Origin of the sequence: Lelliottia wanjuensis, from assembly GCF_030238365.1 — a bacterium.
GTDB lineage: Bacteria > Pseudomonadota > Gammaproteobacteria > Enterobacterales > Enterobacteriaceae > Enterobacter > Enterobacter wanjuensis.
The window spans coordinates 1-21,533 of the sequence record NZ_JASSOT010000057.1; the positions used below are offsets into that span (position 1 = coordinate 1).

Genomic DNA, 21,533 nt, shown 5'->3' on the forward strand with positions numbered 1-21,533 from the left:
TTGCCTGGCGGCTTTAGCGCGGTGGTCCCACCTGACCCCATGCCGAACTCAGAAGTGAAACGCCGTAGCGCCGATGGTAGTGTGGGGTCTCCCCATGTGAGAGTAGGGAACTGCCAGGCATCAAATTAAGTAGTAAACCGGTGCATCAATCCGGTAGTTACAGAAGTCTTCGGTGGAGCGGTAGTTCAGTCGGTTAGAATACCTGCCTGTCACGCAGGGGGTCGCGGGTTCGAGTCCCGTCCGTTCCGCCACTTATTAAGATATTAAGCCTGCTTACGTAGCAGGCTTAATAGCAAGAAGATTTAGGGGCGTAGCTCAGTTGGTAGAGCACCGGTCTCCAAAACCGGGTGTCGCGAGTTCGAGTCTCTCCGCCCCTGCCATATAGAATCCTTTGCTTCGGCAAAGGATTTTTTTTGCTTCAAAAACCTCAAACTTCCCTTCTTTCTTGCGTCCCTGCAAGCGTTTTGAACTAATCCATTACATTGATTTTCAATAGATCTTTAATTTGAGCATGTTTATCGCTGTTCTGAAGCCAGATGGCATAAAGTGGCCTGATAAGCGTGGTTGAATCAGCGACAGTATGCAGGCCCGGTTTCTCATCTGCCCAGCGAGTGGGTAACCAGGTGCAACCTTTCAGAAGGGCTAATTGCTGACAGGCAATTTCAGCTGAGCTGGTTGTCAGCGTAGGGACATCATCGGCGGCGATCAAACCGGCTTCATGCTGCTGGAAATCGGGTCCCCACTCGAGTCTCAGATAACTGAGATCCGCTTTCATCATTGAGGGTTCAGACGCATAGAGCGAAAGACTAAACTGCCCCAGGATCTGGCTGCTAAATTCATCCATCTTGGGCGCTTCTGTGGTGATCAGGAGATCCAACTGACGCTCGTGAAGCTGTTTCACCAGGGACTGCCGCTGCGCGATCCGGGCCTCAAATTGTAGATTATCGTGAGATTTATACAGCCGCGTGAGCCACTGGCTCAACATGCACTCCCACAAAGACGCACTTGCCCCGATGGAAAACTCATTGTATCTGGACGTATGCGCCACCTCTTTTCGCGCAGCCTGCCAGGTATTCATCAGCGTTTCGGCGTAGGGTAAGAGCTTCTCTCCGGCCGCCGTTAACCGGATGTTGTTGCGATGGCGGGTAAAAAGATTCACACCGAGTTGATTTTCCAGCTGACGAATACGAAAACTCACCGCCGACTGAGTCAGGTAAAGTGCTTCCGCTGCTCGCCCAAAGTGACGCGTTCTACTCACTTCGAGGAAAGTTTTTAGCAATTCCGTATCCACATCTTTCTCCGCAAAATTATTTGTCGTTATGATTTAAATGTTTTGTTTGACGCTCTGTCAAGCGTAACTAATACTCCGCGCCATAAATAGCTCGGCCAAAGAATTAGGAGCGTGTAGGATGGCGGAAAGCTTTACGACAACTAATCGTTTTTTCGACAATAAAAATTATCCGCGCGGGTTCTCTCGTCATGGCGATTTCACCATCAAAGAGGCGCAACTGCTTGAGCGCCATGGTTATGCCTTTAACGAGCTGGATCTGGGGAAACGTGAGCCTGCAACTGAAGACGAAAAACTGTTTGTTGCCGTTTGCCGTGGTGAGCGTGAGCCAGAATCTGAAGCAGAACGCGTATGGATCAAATACATGGCTCGCATCAAGCGACCAAAGCGTTTCCATACTCTCTCCGGCGGTAAGCCGCAGATGGAAGGTGCAGAAGACTACACCGAATCTGACGATTGATATGATGTGAAAAGGGGCTACGGCCCCTTTTTTACGCCAGCATCTTTTGCAGATGCAGCAGCAATCGATCTATTGCGCGGTAACTCAACGCCTCCTGCAGGTGCCGCCGCTGTATATCATCATCCCCCTCTAAATCAGCGATAGTGCGCGCCACCTTCAATAACCGTTGCCAGGCACGTACTGAGAGCCCAAACCGCGTCAGCGTCTCTTCCAGCCAGCGAGAATCACTCTCTGCCAGGTGGCAAAACTGACGGATCTGAGCGTTATCGAGACGCGCATTGAGTTTGTCCTGGCGTAAATACTGCCGTTCCTGCGCGTGAATCACCCTGTCCCGTACAATGCGGCTGCTCTCGCCAGTCACATTTGTCTGGCTGAGCACACCCGGCGGCGGCAATGGGATTTCCAGTGAGAGATCAAAACGGTCGAGAAAGGGCCCTGACAGCCTCCCCAGATAGCGAAGTGTCTGCTCGGGCGTGCTCCGGTTGTGATTACCCTGATAATGGCCTGAAGGGCTTGGATTCATTGCAGCGATGAGCTGAAACTGAGCCGGATAGCTGATCTTGGCGCGAGTACGGGAAATATGGATCTGCCCGGACTCAATCGGTTCTCGCAACGCATCCAGCACGCGTCTCTCGAACTCAGGTAACTCATCCAGAAACAAAATGCCGTGATGGGCGAGGGAGATCTCACCGGGTTCAGGAATCGAGCCGCCGCCCACCATCGCGGTAAGTGAAGCACTGTGGTGAGGCGAACGGAACGGCCTTCTGCGCCAGTGTTGCTGTAATGACGTGGAATTCGTCAGACTGATGATTGCCGCACTCTCCAGCGCCTCATGGTTGCTCAACGGCGGTAGCAAACCGTTCAGCCGGCTGGCCAGCATCGTTTTCCCCGTCCCCGGTGGTCCTATTAGCAATAGGTTATGCCCGCCCGCCGCGGTGATCTCTAATGCCCGCTTTCCCTGCTCCTGGCCGATGATATCGCTCAGGTCTTCGGTGTGCTCCGGTGGAACGATGCGATTCTCCTCTGGCTCAGCCAGCTCATGGCGGCCTTCCAGAAAGGCGCAGACCTCCTGTAAATGCACGGCAATCAGGCAGCCCTTCTCTTCGATTAGGCTAACTTCTGAGGCATTTTCAGCGGCAACAACAATTTGTCTTCCAGCCTTTAACGCTGCCAGCGCGCCAGATATTGCACCGGGAACGCCTCTTAACGCGCCTGTAAGCGCCAGTTCGCCCACAAACTCATACCTGCTCAAATTGGGCGCGTTAAGCTGCTCAGAGGCGGTGAGGAGCGCCAGGGCGATAGGTAAATCATATCGCCCGCCTTCTTTCGGCAGATCGGCAGGCGCAAGATTAATGGTGATCTTCTTAGCGGGGAAGGTATAACCGCTGTTGATGATCGCACTTCGCACGCGATCCCGAGCCTCCTTCACCGTGGTTTCAGGCAGTCCAACGAGCGTTAAGCCGGGCAGCCCATTGCTCAGATGGACCTCAACGGAAATAAGTGGTGCCTGCACCCCTAAAGCGGCGCGAGTATAAACAACTGACAGTGACATAGGTGTCTCCTTTGGAGGTCACTATGCCAGTTCATTTCTTCGTTTTTTAGCGACAAATCGCGCTATTACGAGGCATGTTCCTGCATTTTGATGCAATGAGGAAATGGTTACTTTCTGGCTGGATCCCGCTCGCAAAAAGACAAAAAGCGAAGTTTTTGCGGCCATCGGCGGCTGACAAAAAATGAAAAATATTCATTTCCTGTTTTTCTCATATAAAACAAACATTTTTTGAGAAAGTATTCGCAGCCTAAGGAATCGGGTCATAAATTTTTCTTGTGTTTAATTCGATGTCTGTGATAACTCTTTAGGTATTCCTTCGAACAAGATGCCAAAAGAACTCAAAATGACAGCCCTTCTACTAGTGATTAGCCTGGTCGTGATTAGCGTGGTGGTGATTATTATCCCACCGTGCGGGGCTGCACTTGGACGAGGAAAGGCTTAAAAAACAAGCCTTAACGAACTAAGACCCCCGCACCGAAAGGTCCGGGGGTTTTTTTATGACCTAAAAACTTAAACGAGGAGCAGAATATGACAACTAGCACAAAATTCTGTTTCTCCAGATTTATGACGGGGAACTCACTATGAACGGGGCACAATGGGTAGTACATGCGTTGCGAGCACAGGGGGTCGAAACGGTCTTCGGCTATCCGGGTGGCGCAATCATGCCGATCTACGATGCGCTGTATGACGGCGGCGTGGAGCACCTGTTGTGTCGACACGAGCAGGGTGCGGCCATGGCGGCGATTGGTTTTGCGCGCGCCACCGGTAAAACCGGCGTGTGCATGGCGACGTCCGGACCGGGTGCGACTAACCTGATCACCGGCCTGGCCGATGCGCTGCTGGATTCTGTCCCTGTGGTCGCGATTACCGGGCAGGTCGCCTCGCCGTTCATCGGTACCGATGCGTTTCAGGAAGTGGACGTTCTCGGTTTGTCCCTGGCCTGCACCAAACATAGCTTCCTGGTGCAGTCGCTGGAAGAGCTGCCGCGCGTCATGGCAGAAGCCTTCCAGGTGGCAAACTCAGGCCGTCCTGGCCCGGTTCTGATTGATATCCCAAAAGACATTCAGCTGGCGATCGGCGATTTAGAGCCGCATTTCTCCACCGTTGAAAGCGATGACTCTTTCCCGCACGAAGCCGTTGAAGAAGCCCGCCAGATGCTGGCTCAGGCGCAACAGCCGATGCTTTACGTGGGCGGCGGAGTGGGCATGGCGCAGGCGGTTCCGGCGCTGCGCGAATTTATCGCCGTCACCCAAATACCCTCCACCTGTACGCTGAAGGGCCTGGGTGCGGTTGATGCCAATGATCCGAACTACCTCGGCATGCTGGGGATGCACGGCACCAAAGCCGCCAACCTGGCGGTGCAAGAGTGTGACCTGCTGATTGCCGTTGGCGCGCGTTTTGACGACCGCGTGACGGGCAAGCTGAATACCTTCGCACCGCATGCCAAAGTGATCCATATGGATATCGACCCGGCCGAAATGAACAAACTGCGTCAGGCGCACGTCGCGCTGCAGGGCGATCTGAACGCCCTGTTACCGGCGCTGCAACAGCCATTGTCCGTCGACAGCTGGCGCCAGCACACCGCGCAGATGCGTGTGGAAAACGCCTGGCGTTACGATCATCCTGGCGAGGCCATCTATGCCCCGCTGCTGTTAAAACAGCTGTCAGATCGCAAACCGGCAGACTCTGTCGTCACCACCGACGTCGGCCAGCACCAGATGTGGTCGGCCCAGCATATGACCTATACCCGCCCGGAAAACTTCATCACCTCCAGCGGATTGGGAACCATGGGCTTCGGCCTGCCAGCAGCCGTAGGCGCTCAGGTTGCGCGCCCGAATGATACGGTCATCTGCGTGTCCGGTGATGGCTCGTTCATGATGAACGTGCAGGAGCTGGGCACGGTCAAACGCAAGCAGCTGCCGCTGAAAATCTTGTTGCTGGATAACCAGCGTTTGGGAATGGTTCGCCAGTGGCAGCAGCTGTTTTTCCAGGAGCGCTACAGCGAAACCACCCTCACGGATAACCCCGATTTCCTCGTACTGGCCAGCGCCTTCGGCATCCCTGGCCAGCACATCACCCGTAAAGACCAGGTTGAAGCGGCACTCGACACCATGCTGTCCAGCGAAGGACCATACCTGCTTCATGTCTCAATCGACGAGCTTGAGAATGTCTGGCCGTTGGTGCCACCTGGCGCCAGTAACGCACAAATGATGGAGAAATTATCATGATGCAACATCAGGTCGCCGTTCAGGCCCGCTTCAATCCCGAAACATTAGAACGCGTCTTACGCGTGGTCCGTCACCGTGGCTTTCAGATCTGCGCCATGAATATGGAAACCGCCACCGATGCCCAGAACATAAATATCGAATTGACCGTTGCCAGCCCACGGTCGGTCGACTTACTGTTTAGCCAGTTAAGTAAACTGGTTGATGTCGCCCACGTGGCCATCTGCCAGAGCACAACCACATCACAACAAATCCGCGCTTGAGCGTGACAGGAAGAAAACATGACGACGAAGAAAGCTGATTACATTTGGTTCAACGGTGAGATGGTTCGTTGGGAAGATGCCACGGTACACGTGATGTCCCACGCCCTGCATTACGGTACCTCTGTGTTTGAAGGTGTCCGTTGCTACGATTCTCACAAAGGACCAGTGGTGTTCCGCCATCGCGAACACATGCAGCGTCTGCATGACTCAGCCAAAATCTATCGTTTCCCGGTTTCTCAAAGCGTTGATGAGCTGATGGAAGCGTGCCGCGCCGTGCTGCGCAAAAACAATCTGACCAGCGCCTATATTCGTCCGCTGGTCTTCGTGGGTGATGTGGGCATGGGCGTGAACCCGCCAGCCGGTTACACCACTGACGTCATCATTGCCGCGTTCCCGTGGGGTGCTTATCTGGGTGCAGAAGCGCTGGAGCAGGGGATCGACGCAATGGTTTCATCCTGGAATCGCGTTGCGCCAAACACCATCCCAACCGCAGCCAAAGCGGGCGGTAACTACCTCTCTTCCCTGTTGGTCGGTAGCGAAGCGCGCCGCCACGGTTATCAGGAAGGTATCGCTCTGGACGTCAACGGCTATATCTCTGAAGGTGCCGGTGAGAACCTGTTCGAAGTGAAAGACGGCATTCTGTTCACCCCGCCATTTACCTCTTCCGCGCTGCCGGGCATCACCCGTGATGCGATCATTAAGCTGGCGAAAGATCTGGGTATCGAAGTGCGCGAGCAGGTGCTGTCCCGCGAATCTCTGTACCTGGCCGATGAAGTCTTCATGTCCGGTACCGCGGCAGAAATCACGCCGGTTCGCAGCGTAGACGGTATTCAGGTGGGCGAAGGTCGTCGTGGCCCGGTCACCAAACGTATTCAGGATGCATTCTTTGGCCTCTTCACCGGTGAAACGGAAGATAAATGGGGCTGGTTGGATCAAGTTAATTCATAAGCATAATTTTGGGACGGCACGCACCGTCCCATTTATTAGATAGACGGGAGTAAATAAAGCATGCCTAAGTATCGTTCCGCCACCACCACCCATGGCCGCAATATGGCCGGTGCCCGCGCGCTGTGGCGCGCAACCGGGATGACCGACGCTGACTTCGGTAAGCCGATTATCGCCGTGGTTAACTCCTTCACCCAGTTTGTGCCGGGTCACGTTCACCTGCGCGATCTGGGTAAACTGGTCGCCGAGCAAATCGAAGCCGCAGGCGGCGTGGCGAAAGAGTTCAATACCATCGCTGTCGATGACGGTATCGCGATGGGCCACGGGGGCATGCTCTATTCACTGCCGTCGCGCGAGCTGATCGCCGATTCGGTCGAGTACATGGTGAACGCCCACTGCGCCGATGCGATGGTCTGCATCTCCAACTGCGACAAAATCACCCCGGGGATGCTGATGGCCTCCCTGCGCCTGAACATTCCGGTGATCTTCGTCTCTGGCGGCCCGATGGAAGCCGGTAAAACCAAGCTCTCCGACAAAATCATCAAACTCGACCTGGTCGACGCGATGATTCAGGGCGCGGACCCGAAAGTCTCCGACGAGCAGAGCGATCAGGTTGAACGTTCTGCCTGTCCGACCTGCGGCTCCTGTTCCGGGATGTTCACCGCCAACTCCATGAACTGTCTGACCGAAGCGCTGGGTCTTTCACAGCCGGGCAACGGCTCGCTGCTGGCGACTCACGCTGACCGCAAACAGCTGTTCCTCAATGCCGGTACGCGCATCGTTGAGCTGACCAAACGTTATTACGAGCAAGACGACGTCAGCGCGCTGCCGCGCAATATCGCCAACAAAGCGGCGTTCGAAAATGCCATGACCCTGGATATCGCCATGGGCGGATCCACCAACACCGTTCTGCACCTGCTGGCCGCAGCGCAGGAAGCTGAAATTGATTTCACCATGAGTGACATCGACAAGCTCTCCCGCAAGGTGCCACAGCTGTGTAAAGTCGCGCCAAGTACCCAGAAATACCACATGGAAGACGTTCACCGTGCCGGTGGTGTGCTGGGCATTCTCGGCGAGCTGGAGCGCGCCGGCCTGTTGAATCGTGACGTGAAAAACATTCTCGGCCTGACGCTGCCGCAAACGCTGGACCAGTACGACGTGATGCTGACCAAAGACGAAGCGGTGAAAAAGATGTTCCGCGCCGGCCCGGCAGGCATCCGCACCACCCAGGCCTTCTCGCAGGATTGTCGCTGGGACACCCTGGATGACGATCGCGCCGAAGGTTGTATCCGCTCTCTGGAGAATGCCTACAGCAAAGACGGCGGTCTGGCCGTGCTGTACGGCAACTTTGCGGAAAACGGCTGCATCGTCAAAACGGCAGGCGTGGACGACAGCATTCTGAAATTCACCGGTCCTGCAAAAGTGTATGAAAGCCAGGACGCGGCGGTGGAAGCCATTCTGGGCGGTAAAGTGGTCGCGGGCGATGTTGTGGTTATCCGCTACGAAGGGCCAAAAGGCGGGCCAGGCATGCAGGAGATGCTCTATCCGACCACCTTCCTGAAATCCATGGGTCTCGGCAAAGCCTGCGCGCTGATCACCGACGGTCGATTCTCCGGCGGTACGTCCGGTCTCTCCATCGGTCACGTCTCTCCGGAAGCGGCGAGCGGCGGCAACATTGCCATCATCGAAGACGGCGACATGATTGCGATCGACATTCCAAATCGCGGCATTCAGCTGCAGCTGAGCGAGCAGGAAATTGCTGCACGCCGTGAAGCTCAGGAAGCCCGGGGCGATAAAGCCTGGACGCCAAAAGATCGCCAGCGCGAAGTCTCCTTCGCCCTGCGCGCCTACGCCACCCTTGCCACCAGTGCGGACAAAGGCGCGGTGCGCGATAAATCCAAACTTGGGGGCTAATGATGGCCGAATCACAACCCTTATCCGCCGCCCCTGAGGGGGCGGAATATCTCAGAGCGGTGCTACGCGCGCCGGTCTACGAGGCGGTGCAGGTCACGCCGCTGCAGAAAATGGACAAGCTGTCGTCCCGTCTCGATAACGTGATTCTGGTGAAGCGCGAAGACCGCCAGCCGGTCCACAGCTTTAAGCTCCGCGGCGCCTACGCGATGATGGCCGGGTTAACCGAAGAGCAAAAAGCGCGCGGGGTTATCACCGCATCGGCGGGGAATCACGCCCAGGGCGTGGCGTTTTCTGCCGCACGTTTAGGGCTGAAAGCGCTGATCGTGATGCCGGTCGCGACTGCTGATATCAAAGTCGACGCGGTACGCGGCTTCGGCGGCGAGGTCCTGCTCCACGGGGCCAATTTTGATGAAGCCAAAGCGCGCGCCATCGAACTGGCGCAGCAGCAGGGCTTTACCTGGGTGCCACCTTTCGATCACCCGATGGTGATTGCCGGGCAAGGTACGCTGGCGCTGGAACTGCTGCAGCAGGATGCCCACCTCGATCGCGTGTTTGTCCCGGTCGGCGGTGGCGGTCTGGCAGCGGGTGTCGCGGTGCTCATTAAACAACTGATGCCGCAGATCAAAGTGATTGCGGTGGAAGCGGAAGATTCCGCCTGCCTGAAAGCGGCGCTGGACGCCGGTCATCCGGTGGATCTGCCGCGCGTGGGATTATTTGCTGAAGGCGTGGCGGTGAAACGTATCGGCGATGAGACGTTCCGCGTGTGCCAGGAGTATCTCGACGACATCATCACCGTCGACAGCGATGCGATCTGCGCGGCGATGAAAGATCTGTTCGAGGATGTCCGCGCGGTGGCAGAACCGTCTGGCGCGCTGGCGCTGGCGGGGATGAAAAAATATATCGCTCAGCACAACATCCGCGGGGAACGCCTGGCGCATGTGCTCTCTGGCGCGAACGTCAATTTCCACGGCCTGCGTTACGTGTCCGAACGCTGCGAACTGGGTGAGCAACGCGAAGCCCTGCTGGCGGTGACGATCCCTGAAGAGAAGGGCAGCTTCCTGAAATTCTGCCAGCTGCTCGGCGGGCGCTCAGTGACCGAATTTAACTATCGCTTTGCCGATGCCAAAGATGCCTGCATTTTTGTCGGTGTGCGGCTGAGCCGTGGGCTCGAGGAGCGCAAAGAGATCCTTCACCTGCTGAATGAGGGCGGCTACAGCGTGGTGGATCTCTCCGATGACGAGATGGCGAAACTGCACGTGCGCTATATGGTCGGCGGGCGTCCGTCGAAGCCGTTGCGGGAGCGTCTGTTCAGCTTTGAGTTTCCGGAATCACCGGGGGCTTTGCTCAAGTTCCTGCACACGCTGGGCACCCACTGGAACATTTCGCTGTTCCACTATCGCAGCCACGGCACCGATTACGGGCGCGTGCTGGCGGCGTTCGAACTGGGTGAGCATGAACCGGATTTCGAAACCCGGCTGAACGAGCTGGGCTACGATTGCCATGACGAAACTCATAACCCGGCGTTCAGGTTCTTCCTGGCGGGCTAACGTCCAAATGCCCGATGGCGCTGCGCTTATCGGGCCTACAATGCGTCCGGTATGGGTTTAATGGTTCGGCAAAATCTGCCAAAACGCATCAATAAGCGGCTCATGCAGCCGCTTTTTTTGTGCGCACACGCCGAGCTCAAACGGCGTCTTCTCATCGCTACGCTCTAAAATCATCACGCGATTGCGCACCGGCTCCGGGCTATTTTCCAGCACCACTTCCGGCAGCAACGCCACGCCACACCCCAGGGCGACCATCGACACCATGGCTTCATGCCCGCCCACCGTCGCATAGATCGAGGGATTGCTGATTTTTTGCCGACGGAACCACAGCTCGATACGACGGCGCACCGGCCCCTGATCGGCCATGATAAACGGCACCGTTGACCAGTCGGGATGATCGACCGATACCTGATTACGCACCGGACACGGCAGCGCCGGGGCGATTAACACCACCGCCAGATTCTCCAGCATCGAAAATGCGACTGCGCCGGGCAGCGTTTCGGGTTTGCCTGCAATCGCCAGATCGGCTTCGCCCGTTACCACTTTCTCCATCGCATCAGCGGCGTCCCCCGTGGTGAGCTTGATTTCTACCGACGGGTGCTCGGCGCGAAACCGGTCCAGAATCGGCGGCAAGTGGCTATAGGCGGCCGTCACGGAGCAGAAAATATGCAGCTCGCCGGAGAGGGAGGGCCCCTGCTGATCGATGGTGTGCCGCAGCCGCTGATACTGGAGCAACGTCTGCTGGGCAAACGATCGCAGCTCTTCGCCCGCTTCGGTGAGCGTCACGGTGCGGTTATCGCGCACAAACAGGGCCTGACCGAGATCCTCTTCCAGGCGCTGGATCTGCCGGGAAAGCGTGGAGGGGCTGACGTGCATGGCCCGCGCGCTACGGCCAAAGTGACGGCTTTCCGCCAGATGCAGAAAGGTTTTGAGATCGCGTAAATCCACAGACCACACTCCACGTTTTTACGTTGCAGAAATTGCAACGTGACGTTGTGAATATATCAATTTCCGCAATAAAATTCCTGTCATATAGTAAGTCCATACTCGCATAAGCGACCAGAACAACAAGCAACACAACATCACGGAGTTCACCATGGCTAACTACTTCAATACACTGAATCTGCGTCAGCAGCTGGCACAGCTGGGCAAATGCCGCTTTATGGCGCGCGATGAATTCGCCGATGGCGCGAGCTACCTTCAGGGTAAAAAAGTGGTCATCGTCGGCTGTGGCGCACAGGGTCTGAACCAGGGCCTGAACATGCGTGACTCCGGTCTGGATATCTCCTACGCCCTGCGTAAAGAAGCAATTGCTGAGAAGCGCGCTTCCTGGCGTAAAGCGACCGAAAACGGCTTCAAAGTGGGTACCTACGAAGAGCTGATCCCACAGGCGGATCTGGTGGTTAACCTGACCCCAGACAAACAGCACTCCGACGTTGTGCGCTCCGTTCAGCCGCTGATGAAAGACGGCGCGGCGCTGGGCTACTCTCACGGTTTTAACATCGTTGAAGTGGGCGAGCAGATCCGTAAAGACATCACCGTGGTGATGGTTGCGCCGAAGTGCCCAGGCACCGAAGTGCGTGAAGAGTACAAACGTGGTTTCGGCGTACCGACCCTGATCGCCGTTCACCCGGAAAACGATCCGAAAGGCGAAGGCATGGCGATTGCCAAAGCCTGGGCTGCGGCAACCGGCGGTCACCGTGCGGGCGTGCTGGAGTCTTCCTTCGTAGCAGAAGTGAAATCTGACCTGATGGGCGAGCAGACTATCCTGTGCGGTATGCTGCAGGCCGGTTCTCTGCTGTGCTTCGACAAGCTGGTGGAAGAGGGTACTGACCCTTCTTACGCAGAAAAACTGATTCAGTTCGGCTGGGAAACCATCACCGAAGCGCTGAAGCAGGGCGGAATTACGCTGATGATGGACCGTCTGTCCAACCCAGCAAAACTGCGTGCTTATGCGCTGTCCGAACAGCTGAAAGAGATCATGGCGCCGCTGTTCCAGAAACACATGGACGACATCATCTCCGGTGAATTCTCCTCCGGCATGATGGCTGACTGGGCGAACGACGATAAGAAACTGCTGACCTGGCGTGAAGAGACCGGTAAAACCGCGTTCGAAACCGCCGCTCAGTTCGACGGTAAAATCAGCGAGCAGGAGTACTTCGATAAAGGCGTTCTGATGATCGCGATGGTGAAAGCGGGCGTTGAGCTTGCGTTCGAAACCATGGTCGACTCCGGCATCATCGAAGAATCGGCTTACTACGAATCACTGCACGAGCTGCCGCTGATCGCGAACACCATCGCCCGTAAGCGTCTGTATGAAATGAACGTGGTAATCTCTGATACCGCAGAATACGGCAACTACCTGTTCTCTTACGCTTGCGTACCGCTGCTGAAAGAGTTCATGACCACCCTGCAGGCAGGCGATCTGGGTAAAGCGATTGCCGAAGGCACGGTTGATAACGCACAGCTGCGCGACGTGAACGAAGCGATTCGTAGCCATGCGATTGAGAGCGTGGGCCACACGCTGCGCGGATACATGAAAGATATGAAGCGTATTGCTGTAGCAGGATAATAAAAAAGTCGGGTGGCGCTTACGCTTACCCGACCTACACATCTTCCGTTCGTAGGCCCGGTAAGGCGAAGCCGCCACCGGGCTTTTTGTTTTGCGGGGAGGTGCGGCCTGATGCCCTCACCCCAGCCCTCTCCCACGGGAGAGGGTGCAAACATAAAAAGCCTTCTCTATGAGAAGGCTTTGCTGTTAATTCCGGTACAGCACTTTAATGATGTGATAACCGAACTGAGTGTGCAGTGGGCCGGTTGGCTCCAGCACCGGGCAGGAGAACACCACTTTATCAAACGCCGGAACCATCTGGCCCTGACGGAATTCACCTAAGTGGCCGCCTTTTTTGCCTGACGGGCAGGTAGAGTGTTTTTTCGCCAGTTTCTCGAAGTCCGCGCCGTTTTTGATCTGCTCCAGAAGATCCAGTGCCAGTTTCTCTTCTTTAACAAGAATATGCAGTGCTGCTGCTGTTTTTGCCATGATCGTGCCTTGAGTGGTATGGATTAGGCTCGCTATACTACCACACGCGTTTTTCCTTTTTATCTCCTCCCGACCTTCATTGAGTGAACTTCTTATGCGTTTAAACCCCGGACAACAACAAGCCGTCGAATTCGTCACCGGACCTTGCCTGGTGCTGGCGGGTGCGGGTTCCGGAAAGACGCGCGTGATCACCAATAAAATCGCCCATCTGATCCGCGGCTGTGGCTATCAGGCGCGCCATATCGCGGCGGTGACCTTCACCAACAAGGCGGCGCGCGAGATGAAAGAGCGTGTCGGGCAGACGCTCGGGCGCAAAGAGGCGCGCGGGCTGATGATCTCCACCTTCCACACGCTGGGGCTGGACATCATTAAGCGCGAATACGCCGCGCTGGGGATGAAGTCTAATTTCTCCCTCTTCGACGATACGGATCAGGTCGCACTCCTGAAAGAGCTGACCGAAGGGCGGCTCGAAGAAGACAAAACCATCCTGCAGCAGTTGATCTCGACGATCTCCAACTGGAAAAACGATCTGATGACGCCGGCGCAGGCTGCGGCGAGCGCCAAAGGTGAGCGCGATCGGATCTTCGCCCACTGTTACAGCCTGTATGACGACCACCTCAAAGCCTGTAACGTTCTCGATTTTGACGACCTGATCCTGCTGCCGACGCTGCTGCTCCAGCGCAATGAAGAGGTGCGCGAGCGCTGGCAGAACAAGATCCGCTATCTGCTGGTGGATGAATATCAGGACACCAACACCAGCCAGTATGAACTGGTGAAACTGCTGGTGGGGCAACGCGCGCGCTTTACCGTGGTGGGCGACGACGACCAGTCGATTTACTCCTGGCGCGGGGCACGTCCGCAAAACCTGGTCCTGCTGAGCAAAGATTTTCCCGCGCTGCAGGTGGTCAAGCTCGAGCAAAACTACCGCTCGTCAGGGCGCATTCTGAAAGCGGCTAACATTCTGATCGCCAACAACCCACACGTCTTCGAAAAACGTCTCTTCTCCGAGCTGGGGTATGGCACCGAGCTGAAAGTCCTCAGTGCCAACAATGAAGAGCACGAGGCCGAGCGCGTGGCAGGCGAGCTGATTGCCCATCACTTCGTCAATAAAACCGAGTACAAGGACTACGCCATCCTCTATCGCGGGAACCACCAGTCGCGCGTCTTTGAAAAGATGCTGATGCAAAACCGCATCCCTTACAAAATCTCCGGCGGGACCTCGTTCTTCTCCCGCCCTGAGATCAAAGACTTACTCGCCTATCTGCGTGTGCTGACCAACCCGGACGACGACAGCGCGTTCTTGCGCATCGTCAACACGCCGAAGCGTGAAATCGGCCCGGCGACGCTGCAAAAGCTGGGTGAATGGGCGATGACCCGAAATAAAAGTATGTTCACCGCCAGCTTCGATATGGGGCTGAGCACGACGCTCACCGGGCGCGGCTACGAGTCGCTGACGCGCTTTACCCAGTGGCTGGGAGAGATCCAGCGCCTCGCCGAGCGCGAGCCGATCGCCGCCGTACGCGATCTCATCCACGGCGTCGATTACGAATCCTGGCTGTACGAAACGTCCGCCAGCCCAAAAGCGGCCGAAATGCGCATGAAAAACGTCAACCAGCTGTTTACGTGGATGACCGAAATGCTGGAAGGCTCCGAAATCGACGAACCGATGACCCTGACGCAGGTCGTCACCCGCTTTACCCTGCGCGACATGATGGAGCGCGGCGAGAGCGAAGAGGAAGCGGATCAGGTTCAGCTGATGACCCTGCACGCGTCCAAAGGCCTTGAATTCCCGTATGTTTATCTGGTGGGAATGGAAGAGGGATTATTGCCGCATCAGAGCAGCATTGATGAGGACAACGTCGATGAAGAACGACGTCTGGCTTACGTGGGCATTACCCGTGCGCAAAAAGAGCTGACCTTTACGCTGTGCAAAGAGCGCCGTCAGTATGGCGAAATGGTACGCCCGGAACCGAGCCGCTTCCTGCTGGAACTGCCGCAGGACGATCTGATTTGGGAGCAAGAGCGTAAGGTGATTACGGCTGAAGAAAGGATGCACAAAGGGCAAGCCAACGTGGCGAACATTCGCGCCATGCTGGCGAAAGCCAAAGAGAAGTAACGGCGGCGCTATTTCACTTCCAGATCCCAGTGGACGTAGCTCTGCCACTGGCATTCCTGCTCAATCATCTCAGCCCCAAGCGGGTGACGATCCAGCCAGTTATCCGGCAGCGTGAGCGTCAGGTTTTCGCCATTCGCGGAGAGGGTGATAGCAGGCAATAAGTCGGCGCGGCGACGGCTGGCGAACAGAATCGCCAGACGCAGCAGTCGACAGAGATGTTCGGCAACCCGCGGCGGGACGGCATTTTGCTGATGCAAAGACGAGAGATCGACGGTGTTGGTCTGGTTCAGTAGCAATGTCGCCAGCAGCTTTTTCTGCGCCGGAGTGAAACCCGGCAGATCCAGATTCCGCACCAGATACGCGGCGTGAACCGGTGCCTGTTTGAAATCAATGCTCAGACCAATTTCATGCAGTGCGCAGGCACTCAGTAAGAGATCACGGCTCAGAGGTTCAAGCGCCCAGGTGGTCGCCACCTGGTCTGCAAAGCTGGAGGCCAGTTGGGCCACGCGCTGTGCCTGCTCCGTATCAACAATAAAACGGCGCTGAACATTGCGCAGCGTGCGGCTGCGAATGTCTTGTTCCACCGCCAGATGCAGCATGCCGTAGACCAGTCCTTCGCGCAGTGCGCCGCCGGCCAGGGTCATACATTGAATATCTAATTCGGTGAAGATGGCGATCAGAATTGCCAGACCGCTCGGGAACACCAGCGCGCGCTCGAGCGTCAAACCTTCAATTTCCAGCTCTTCCAGACGACCGCACTGAATGGCGCGCTGTTTCAGCTGCTGCAGTTTGGCCAGCGTAATCCGCTCATCCATGCCCTGCGCCATCATGATCTCTTGCAGAGCCTGAACCGTACCCGACGCGCCGACACACACTTTCCAGCCGTGATAACGCAGTTCATCCATCACCGGACGCAGCACTTCGCGCGCGGCTTTTTCGGCCTCGTCGAAGTTCTCCTGGGCAAGATTACGATCGGTAAAGTAGCGCTCGAGCCAGGTCACACATCCCATCGACAGGCTGAACAGTGACGTCGCCTGCGAACCGGTGCCCGTGACCAGCTCGGTGCTGGCGCCGCCAATGTCCACCACCAGACGACGATCGTCGCCACCGGTGGTGTGGGCGACACCCTGATAAATCAGACGCGCTTCTTCTTCACCGCTGATGACCTGCACCGGGCAGCCGAGGATTTCCTGCGCTTTCGCGATAAAATCGACGGAGTTCACGGCCAGTCGCAGCGTGGCGGTAGCCACAACGCGGATTTGATTGTGCGGAATATCCTGCAGACGTTCAGCAAACAGACGCAGGCATTGCCAGCCGCGTTCCATCGCTTCAGGAGAGAGATGATTATCGCTGCTCAGGCCCGCCGCGAGGCGGACCTTGCGCTTGATGCGCGTCAGGGTCTGAATGCTCCCCGCCACCTCGCGTACAACCAGCATATGAAAACTATTCGAACCTAAATCAATAGCTGCATAAAGCGAGGTGGAACTGAGCATAGTAATTAACCTGAACGACGACGGTTACGTGGTGCTCCGCCGGTGCGGCGTGGGCCATTGCCGGAGCGGGCGCGAGTGAGGCGCTTCGCCGGTGGCAGTTCACTCAACAGCGCATCGGGATTGTATTTGCTCTGCGGAATAGAGTGGCCGATATAGGTTTCGATCGCCGTCAGGTTCAGAGCGTACTCTTCACAGGCCAGGCTGATGGAGTGACCGCTTGCGCCAGCACGACCGGTACGGCCGATACGGTGAACGTAGTCTTCACAATCGTCAGGCAGATCGTAGTTAAAGACGTGTGTGACGGCAGGAATGTGCAGACCGCGCGCAGCCACGTCGGTAGCGACCAGGATATCGAGGTCACCACGGGTAAATTCTTCAAGAATACGCAGACGTTTTTTCTGTGCCACGTCACCGGTCAGCAGGCCAACGCGATGTCCGTCTGCCGCCAAATGGCCCCAGATGTCTTCGCAGCGATGCTTGGTGTTGGCAAAGATAATGGCGCGATCTGGCCACTCTTCTTCGATCAGCGTTTGCAGCAGACGCATCTTCTCTTCGTTAGACGGATAGAAGAGCTCTTCTTTAATACGATGGCCCGTTTTCTGCTCCGGCTCGACTTCCACGTATTCGGCGTTGTTCATCTGTTCGAACGCCAGTTCACGGACGCGGTAGGAGAGGGTGGCAGAGAACAGCATGTTCAGGCGCTGCGTGGTCGGTGGCATACGACGGAACAGCCAGCGGATATCTTTGATAAAGCCCAGATCGTACATACGATCGGCTTCGTCGAGGACCACAACCTGGATTGCACCGAGGTTAATGTGGTTTTGTTTTGCGTAGTCGATCAGACGACCGGTGGTACCGATCAGAATATCAACGCCGCTTTCCAGCACTTTCAGCTGTTTATCGTAGCCGTCGCCGCCATAAGCCAGGCCTAATTTCAGGCCAGTGGTCTGTGCCAGAGGTTCCGCGTCGGCATGGATCTGCACCGCAAGTTCTCGCGTTGGAGCCATGATCAGCGCACGCGGTTGGTTAACTTTTCGGTCAGCAATTGCTGGATGAGAAAGTAAATAATGAAACGTTGACGTCAAAAACGCCATCGTTTTGCCAGTACCGGTTTGCGCCTGCCCTGCAACATCGCGACCGGCCAGCGTGAGCGGCAGGGCGAGGGCTTGAATGGGCGTGCAGTTATGAAAGCCTTTATTTTCAAGGGCTTCGATAACTTTTGCGTGCAGGGCGAAGTCGGAAAACTTCTGTTCTGTTAAATGTGTTTTGCTCATAGTGTGGTAGAATATCAGCTTACTATTGCTTTACGAAAGCGTATCCGGTGAAATAAAGTCAACCTTTAGTTGGTTAATGCTACATCAACACGTCGTTGATTAATCCTACACCAACACGCCAGGCTTATTCCTGTGGAGTTATATATGAGCGATAAAATTATTCACCTGACTGACGACAGTTTTGACACGGACGTACTTAAAGCTGACGGGCTGATCCTCGTCGATTTCTGGGCTGAATGGTGTGGTCCTTGCAAAATGATCGCCCCGATTCTGGATGAAATCGCTGACGAATATCAGGGCAAACTGACCATTGCCAAGCTGAACATCGACCAGAACCCGGGCACCGCGCCAAAATACGGCATCCGTGGCATCCCAACCCTTCTGCTGTTCAAAAACGGCGAAGTGGCTGCAACCAAAGTGGGCGCACTGTCCAAAGGTCAGCTGAAAGAGTTCCTGGACGCTAATCTGGCGTAAGGTTTCTCGGCCGGCGTCTGGATTCCGAAATTCTGTGGATCTCTGGACGCCCGGCTTTAGTCGTGCTAAGTTACCTATGACTTCGATTTACACACTACCTTGTCGTTCTGGTTTTACCCGATACTTCCCATTGTTAAATGAACGATGCGAGAGGTAGATAGATTCCGGGCTTGTCACTCAATCCGTCTTGTCGTTTCAGTTCTGTGCTTTCTCTTTGACCAGACAGCGAACAGACATGAGTTGATGGCCGCTAACAGGCATGGATGACCCTGCCATACCATTCACAACATTAAGTTCGAGTATCACCCCGAGTTTAAGAACCCACACCATTATGAATCTTACCGAATTAAAGAATACGCCGGTTTCTGAGCTGATCACTCTCGGCGAAAATATGGGGCTGGAAAACCAGGCTCGTATGCGCAAGCAGGACATTATTTTTGCCATCCTGAAGCAGCACGCAAAGAGTGGCGAAGATATCTTTGGCGACGGTGTCCTGGAGATATTGCAAGACGGATTTGGTTTCCTCCGTTCTGCAGACAGCTCCTACCTCGCCGGTCCTGATGACATCTACGTTTCCCCTAGCCAAATCCGCCGTTTCAACCTCCGCACAGGTGATACCATTTCAGGTAAGATTCGTCCTCCGAAAGAGGGTGAACGCTACTTTGCGCTGTTGAAAGTTAACGAAGTTAACTACGATAAACCTGAAAACTCGCGCAACAAGATCCTGTTCGAAAACTTAACGCCGCTGCACGCGAACTCGCGTCTGCGCATGGAGCGTGGTAACGGTTCTACCGAAGACCTCACCGCTCGCGTTCTGGATCTGGCTTCTCCGATTGGTCGTGGCCAGCGTGGTCTGATTGTGGCACCGCCGAAAGCGGGTAAAACCATGCTGCTGCAGAACATCGCACAGAGCATTGCTTACAACCACCCAGACTGCGTACTGATGGTTCTGCTGATCGATGAGCGTCCAGAGGAAGTGACCGAGATGCAGCGTCTGGTTAAAGGTGAAGTGGTTGCTTCTACCTTTGATGAGCCAGCCTCTCGCCACGTTCAGGTTGCTGAAATGGTTATCGAGAAAGCGAAGCGTCTGGTTGAACACAAGAAAGACGTTATCATCCTGCTCGACTCCATCACTCGTCTGGCGCGTGCGTACAACACCGTCGTTCCGGCTTCCGGTAAAGTGCTGACCGGTGGTGTGGATGCGAACGCCCTGCATCGTCCAAAACGTTTCTTCGGTGCTGCACGTAACGTCGAAGAGGGCGGAAGCCTGACCATCATCGCAACAGCGCTGATCGATACCGGCTCCAAAATGGACGAAGTGATTTACGAAGAGTTTAAAGGTACAGGTAACATGGAACTGCACCTCTCTCGTAAAATTGCAGAGAAGCGCGTCTTCCCGGCAATCGACTACAACCGTTCCGGTACCCGTAAAGAAGAGCTGCTCACCACCCAGGAAGAGCTGCAGAAAATGTGGATCCTGCGCAAAATCATTCACCCAATGGGCGAAATCGACGCAATGGAATTCCTCATCAATAAGCTGGCTATGACTAAGACAAACGACGAATTCTTCGACATGATGAAACGCTCGTAATACAAATAAACCCAGCTAACGCCACGTTTTTACGTGGCGTTTTCTTTTTTTGGACTATACGCTATAACCGCAGACTCCCATTTTTGACCGACCAGTGCGACAATTAGAATGTTTGTAACGTCAAAAAGTAATTGATTGAAAAACATACAAAGGGAGTTGTAAGAGGCTGGCTTTATTCCTTCGGGAGCTATGGCTTCGTAGTTATACTTCCAGGATTAACATTTGTTGAGAGCATGAATTGTGAATCTACTCACTGCGGTTACTGAGCTAATCAGTATTTTTTTATTCACAACCTGTTTTTTGTTCATTGCGCGTAAGGTGGCAAAAAGAGTCGGGTTAGTGGATAAACCCAATTATCGTAAACGCCATCAGGGCCTGATCCCGCTGGTTGGGGGAATCTCCGTTTACGCGGGCATTTGCTTTACCTTTGGAATCGCAGATTATTATATCCCTCACGCTGCACTCTATCTGGCCTGTGCGGGTGTTCTGGTGCTGGTGGGCGCGCTCGATGACCGCTTCGATATCAGCGTAAAATTCCGTGCTTCGGTTCAGGCCGCGATCGGCATCATCATGATGGTGGTCGGTAAGCTCTATCTGAGCAGCCTCGGTTATATCTTTGGCACCTGGGAGATGGTTCTCGGTCCGTTCGGTTTCTTCCTGACGCTGTTTGCTGTTTGGGCTGCCATCAACGCCTTCAACATGGTTGATGGGATTGACGGTCTGCTGGGTGGCCTGTCGTCTGTCTCCTTCGCCGCTATCGGTATCATTTTATGGTTTGATGGTCAGTACAGCCTGTCAATGTGGTGTTTCGCCATGATTGCGGCCATCCTGCCTTATATCCTGCTTAACCTCGGTGTGCTGGGGCGTCGCTATAAAGTCTTTATGGGCGATGCAGGCAGTACGCTGATTGGTTTCACGGTCATCTGGATCCTGCTGGAAACGACTCAGGGCAAAACGCACCCTATCAGCCCGGTCACCGCGCTGTGGATCATCGCTATTCCGCTGATGGACATGGTGGCAATCATGTATCGTCGTCTGCGCAAGGGTATGAGTCCTTTCTCACCGGACCGCCAGCATATTCATCACCTGATCATGCGCGCAGGTTTTACTTCACGTCAGGCATTTGTGCTGATCACCCTCGCCGCCGCGCTGCTGGCTGGCATTGGGGTAGCCGCAGAATATGCGCACTTTATTCCTGAATGGGTAATGTTGGTATTATTCTTGCTAGCATTCTTCATGTACGGCTATTGCATTAAACGCGCATGGAAAGTCGCGCGCTTCATTAAACGTGTAAAACGCCGGATGCGTAGAAACAGTGGTAAAAATCCAACATTAACTAAGTAAAAACGGG

At 55.2% G+C, this 21,533-nt stretch carries 19 protein-coding genes, 2 tRNA genes and 1 rRNA gene; 16 read left to right on the plus strand and 6 right to left on the minus strand.

Going from position 1 to position 21,533, the window contains the following annotated elements; genetic code table 11:
• Window positions 1–3: 3 nt before the first annotated feature.
• The 3 genes from rrf (at window position 4) to QQF33_RS10100 (ending at window position 380) form a co-directional block, all read left to right on the plus strand.
• Window positions 4–119 (plus strand): 5S ribosomal RNA (gene rrf / locus QQF33_RS10090).
• A 55-nt stretch (window positions 120–174) separates the two neighbouring features.
• Window positions 175–251 (plus strand) — tRNA-Asp (locus QQF33_RS10095).
• A gap of 53 nt (window positions 252–304) precedes the next feature.
• Window positions 305–380: transfer RNA gene (locus tag QQF33_RS10100), tRNA-Trp, on the plus strand.
• Between the two features lie 89 nt (window positions 381–469).
• Here the strand turns inward: QQF33_RS10100 and hdfR are convergent.
• Window positions 470–1,291, minus strand: coding sequence for an HTH-type transcriptional regulator HdfR (gene hdfR / locus QQF33_RS10105; protein ID WP_282493885.1), 822 nt, complete (start codon window positions 1,289–1,291; stop codon window positions 470–472).
• A gap of 118 nt (window positions 1,292–1,409) precedes the next feature.
• On the opposite strand from hdfR, the gene QQF33_RS10110 reads away from it, so the two are divergent.
• Complete coding sequence (locus QQF33_RS10110) at window positions 1,410–1,748, plus strand: DUF413 domain-containing protein (protein ID WP_100778408.1); 339 nt, start codon at window positions 1,410–1,412, stop codon at window positions 1,746–1,748.
• Between the two features lie 31 nt (window positions 1,749–1,779).
• Here the strand turns inward: QQF33_RS10110 and QQF33_RS10115 are convergent, their stop codons facing one another.
• Window positions 1,780–3,300, minus strand: a complete 1,521-nt coding sequence (locus tag QQF33_RS10115) for a YifB family Mg chelatase-like AAA ATPase (protein ID WP_285145534.1) — start codon at window positions 3,298–3,300, stop codon at window positions 1,780–1,782.
• Window positions 3,301–3,643: 343 nt separating this feature from the next.
• Between QQF33_RS10115 and ilvL the strand changes: the two genes are divergently transcribed.
• From ilvL to ilvA, 7 genes are all read left to right on the plus strand, one after another.
• Entirely contained in the window at window positions 3,644–3,742 is a 99-nt protein-coding gene (gene ilvL / locus QQF33_RS10120; RefSeq protein ID WP_023620831.1) for an ilv operon leader peptide, read from the plus strand.
• An 86-nt stretch (window positions 3,743–3,828) separates the two neighbouring features.
• Window positions 3,829–3,885, plus strand: coding sequence for a peptide IlvX (ilvX, locus tag QQF33_RS10125; RefSeq protein WP_194514210.1), 57 nt, complete (start codon window positions 3,829–3,831; stop codon window positions 3,883–3,885).
• Window positions 3,882–5,528: an acetolactate synthase 2 catalytic subunit gene (gene ilvG / locus QQF33_RS10130; RefSeq protein ID WP_285145533.1), complete on the plus strand. Its 1,647-nt coding sequence runs from the start codon at window positions 3,882–3,884 to the stop codon at window positions 5,526–5,528. The genes ilvX and ilvG overlap by 4 nt, the downstream gene beginning before the upstream one ends.
• Window positions 5,525–5,788, plus strand: a complete 264-nt coding sequence (gene ilvM / locus QQF33_RS10135; protein ID WP_095283916.1) for an acetolactate synthase 2 small subunit — start codon at window positions 5,525–5,527, stop codon at window positions 5,786–5,788. Before ilvG ends, ilvM begins: the two co-directional genes overlap by 4 nt.
• Before the next feature lie 18 nt (window positions 5,789–5,806).
• Window positions 5,807–6,736: a branched-chain-amino-acid transaminase gene (gene ilvE, locus QQF33_RS10140; protein WP_285157756.1), complete on the plus strand. Its 930-nt coding sequence runs from the start codon at window positions 5,807–5,809 to the stop codon at window positions 6,734–6,736.
• Between the two features lie 60 nt (window positions 6,737–6,796).
• Entirely contained in the window at window positions 6,797–8,647 is a 1,851-nt protein-coding gene (ilvD, locus tag QQF33_RS10145) for a dihydroxy-acid dehydratase (RefSeq protein WP_285145532.1), read from the plus strand.
• A gap of 2 nt (window positions 8,648–8,649) precedes the next feature.
• The gene (ilvA, locus tag QQF33_RS10150) at window positions 8,650–10,194 is read left to right on the plus strand and encodes a threonine ammonia-lyase, biosynthetic (protein WP_282493951.1); all 1,545 of its coding nucleotides are present in this window, start codon (window positions 8,650–8,652) and stop codon (window positions 10,192–10,194) included.
• Window positions 10,195–10,251: 57 nt separating this feature from the next.
• On the opposite strand, the gene ilvY is transcribed toward ilvA, so the two are convergent.
• A complete protein-coding gene (ilvY, locus tag QQF33_RS10155; RefSeq protein WP_282493890.1) occupies window positions 10,252–11,142 on the minus strand; it encodes an HTH-type transcriptional activator IlvY in 891 nt (296 codons plus the stop codon).
• 148 nt (window positions 11,143–11,290) lie between these two features.
• Between ilvY and ilvC the strand changes: the two genes are divergently transcribed.
• Window positions 11,291–12,766: a ketol-acid reductoisomerase gene (gene ilvC / locus QQF33_RS10160; protein ID WP_282493891.1), complete on the plus strand. Its 1,476-nt coding sequence runs from the start codon at window positions 11,291–11,293 to the stop codon at window positions 12,764–12,766.
• A 186-nt stretch (window positions 12,767–12,952) separates the two neighbouring features.
• On the opposite strand, the gene ppiC is transcribed toward ilvC, so the two are convergent.
• Complete coding sequence (gene ppiC, locus QQF33_RS10165; RefSeq protein WP_015960967.1) at window positions 12,953–13,234, minus strand: peptidylprolyl isomerase PpiC; 282 nt, start codon at window positions 13,232–13,234, stop codon at window positions 12,953–12,955.
• A 94-nt stretch (window positions 13,235–13,328) separates the two neighbouring features.
• Between ppiC and rep the strand changes: the two genes are divergently transcribed.
• A complete protein-coding gene (gene rep, locus QQF33_RS10170; RefSeq protein WP_285145531.1) occupies window positions 13,329–15,350 on the plus strand; it encodes a DNA helicase Rep in 2,022 nt (673 codons plus the stop codon).
• Window positions 15,351–15,358: 8 nt separating this feature from the next.
• Here rep and gppA read toward each other — a convergent pair whose 3' ends face one another.
• Both gppA and rhlB read right to left on the minus strand, forming a co-directional pair.
• On the minus strand, window positions 15,359–16,843 hold the full coding sequence (gene gppA / locus QQF33_RS10175; protein WP_285148787.1) for a guanosine-5'-triphosphate,3'-diphosphate diphosphatase: 1,485 nt from the start codon (window positions 16,841–16,843) through the stop codon (window positions 15,359–15,361).
• Window positions 16,844–16,848: 5 nt separating this feature from the next.
• The gene (gene rhlB, locus QQF33_RS10180; RefSeq protein WP_282493894.1) at window positions 16,849–18,117 is read right to left on the minus strand and encodes an ATP-dependent RNA helicase RhlB; all 1,269 of its coding nucleotides are present in this window, start codon (window positions 18,115–18,117) and stop codon (window positions 16,849–16,851) included.
• 144 nt (window positions 18,118–18,261) lie between these two features.
• Between rhlB and trxA the strand changes: the two genes are divergently transcribed.
• The 3 genes from trxA to wecA all read left to right on the plus strand — a co-directional run bounded on the left by trxA (window position 18,262) and on the right by wecA (window position 21,526).
• Window positions 18,262–18,591 carry a thioredoxin TrxA gene (gene trxA, locus QQF33_RS10185; protein WP_002437994.1) on the plus strand — a complete coding sequence of 110 codons (330 nt, stop codon included), beginning with the start codon at window positions 18,262–18,264 and terminating at the stop codon, window positions 18,589–18,591.
• A gap of 331 nt (window positions 18,592–18,922) precedes the next feature.
• The gene (gene rho, locus QQF33_RS10190) at window positions 18,923–20,182 is read left to right on the plus strand and encodes a transcription termination factor Rho (RefSeq protein WP_061706582.1); all 1,260 of its coding nucleotides are present in this window, start codon (window positions 18,923–18,925) and stop codon (window positions 20,180–20,182) included.
• A gap of 240 nt (window positions 20,183–20,422) precedes the next feature.
• A complete protein-coding gene (wecA, locus tag QQF33_RS10195) occupies window positions 20,423–21,526 on the plus strand; it encodes a UDP-N-acetylglucosamine--undecaprenyl-phosphate N-acetylglucosaminephosphotransferase (RefSeq protein ID WP_282493895.1) in 1,104 nt (367 codons plus the stop codon).
• The last annotated feature ends 7 nt before the right edge of the window (window positions 21,527–21,533 follow it).

Coding starts and splice junctions, on each gene's coding strand:
- QQF33_RS10110 (WP_100778408.1), top strand. CDS start 1,410: ATGGCGGAAAGCTTTACGACAACTAATCGTTTTTTCGACAATAAAAAT.
- QQF33_RS10115 (WP_285145534.1), bottom strand. CDS start 3,300: ATGTCACTGTCAGTTGTTTATACTCGCGCCGCTTTAGGGGTGCAGGCA.
- ilvL (WP_023620831.1), top strand. CDS start 3,644: ATGACAGCCCTTCTACTAGTGATTAGCCTGGTCGTGATTAGCGTGGTG.
- ilvG (WP_285145533.1), top strand. CDS start 3,882: ATGAACGGGGCACAATGGGTAGTACATGCGTTGCGAGCACAGGGGGTC.
- ilvM (WP_095283916.1), top strand. CDS start 5,525: ATGATGCAACATCAGGTCGCCGTTCAGGCCCGCTTCAATCCCGAAACA.
- ilvE (WP_285157756.1), top strand. CDS start 5,807: ATGACGACGAAGAAAGCTGATTACATTTGGTTCAACGGTGAGATGGTT.
- ilvD (WP_285145532.1), top strand. CDS start 6,797: ATGCCTAAGTATCGTTCCGCCACCACCACCCATGGCCGCAATATGGCC.
- ilvA (WP_282493951.1), top strand. CDS start 8,650: ATGGCCGAATCACAACCCTTATCCGCCGCCCCTGAGGGGGCGGAATAT.
- ilvC (WP_282493891.1), top strand. CDS start 11,291: ATGGCTAACTACTTCAATACACTGAATCTGCGTCAGCAGCTGGCACAG.
- ppiC (WP_015960967.1), bottom strand. CDS start 13,234: ATGGCAAAAACAGCAGCAGCACTGCATATTCTTGTTAAAGAAGAGAAA.
- rep (WP_285145531.1), top strand. CDS start 13,329: ATGCGTTTAAACCCCGGACAACAACAAGCCGTCGAATTCGTCACCGGA.
- gppA (WP_285148787.1), bottom strand. CDS start 16,843: ATGCTCAGTTCCACCTCGCTTTATGCAGCTATTGATTTAGGTTCGAAT.
- rhlB (WP_282493894.1), bottom strand. CDS start 18,117: ATGAGCAAAACACATTTAACAGAACAGAAGTTTTCCGACTTCGCCCTG.
- trxA (WP_002437994.1), top strand. CDS start 18,262: ATGAGCGATAAAATTATTCACCTGACTGACGACAGTTTTGACACGGAC.
- rho (WP_061706582.1), top strand. CDS start 18,923: ATGAATCTTACCGAATTAAAGAATACGCCGGTTTCTGAGCTGATCACT.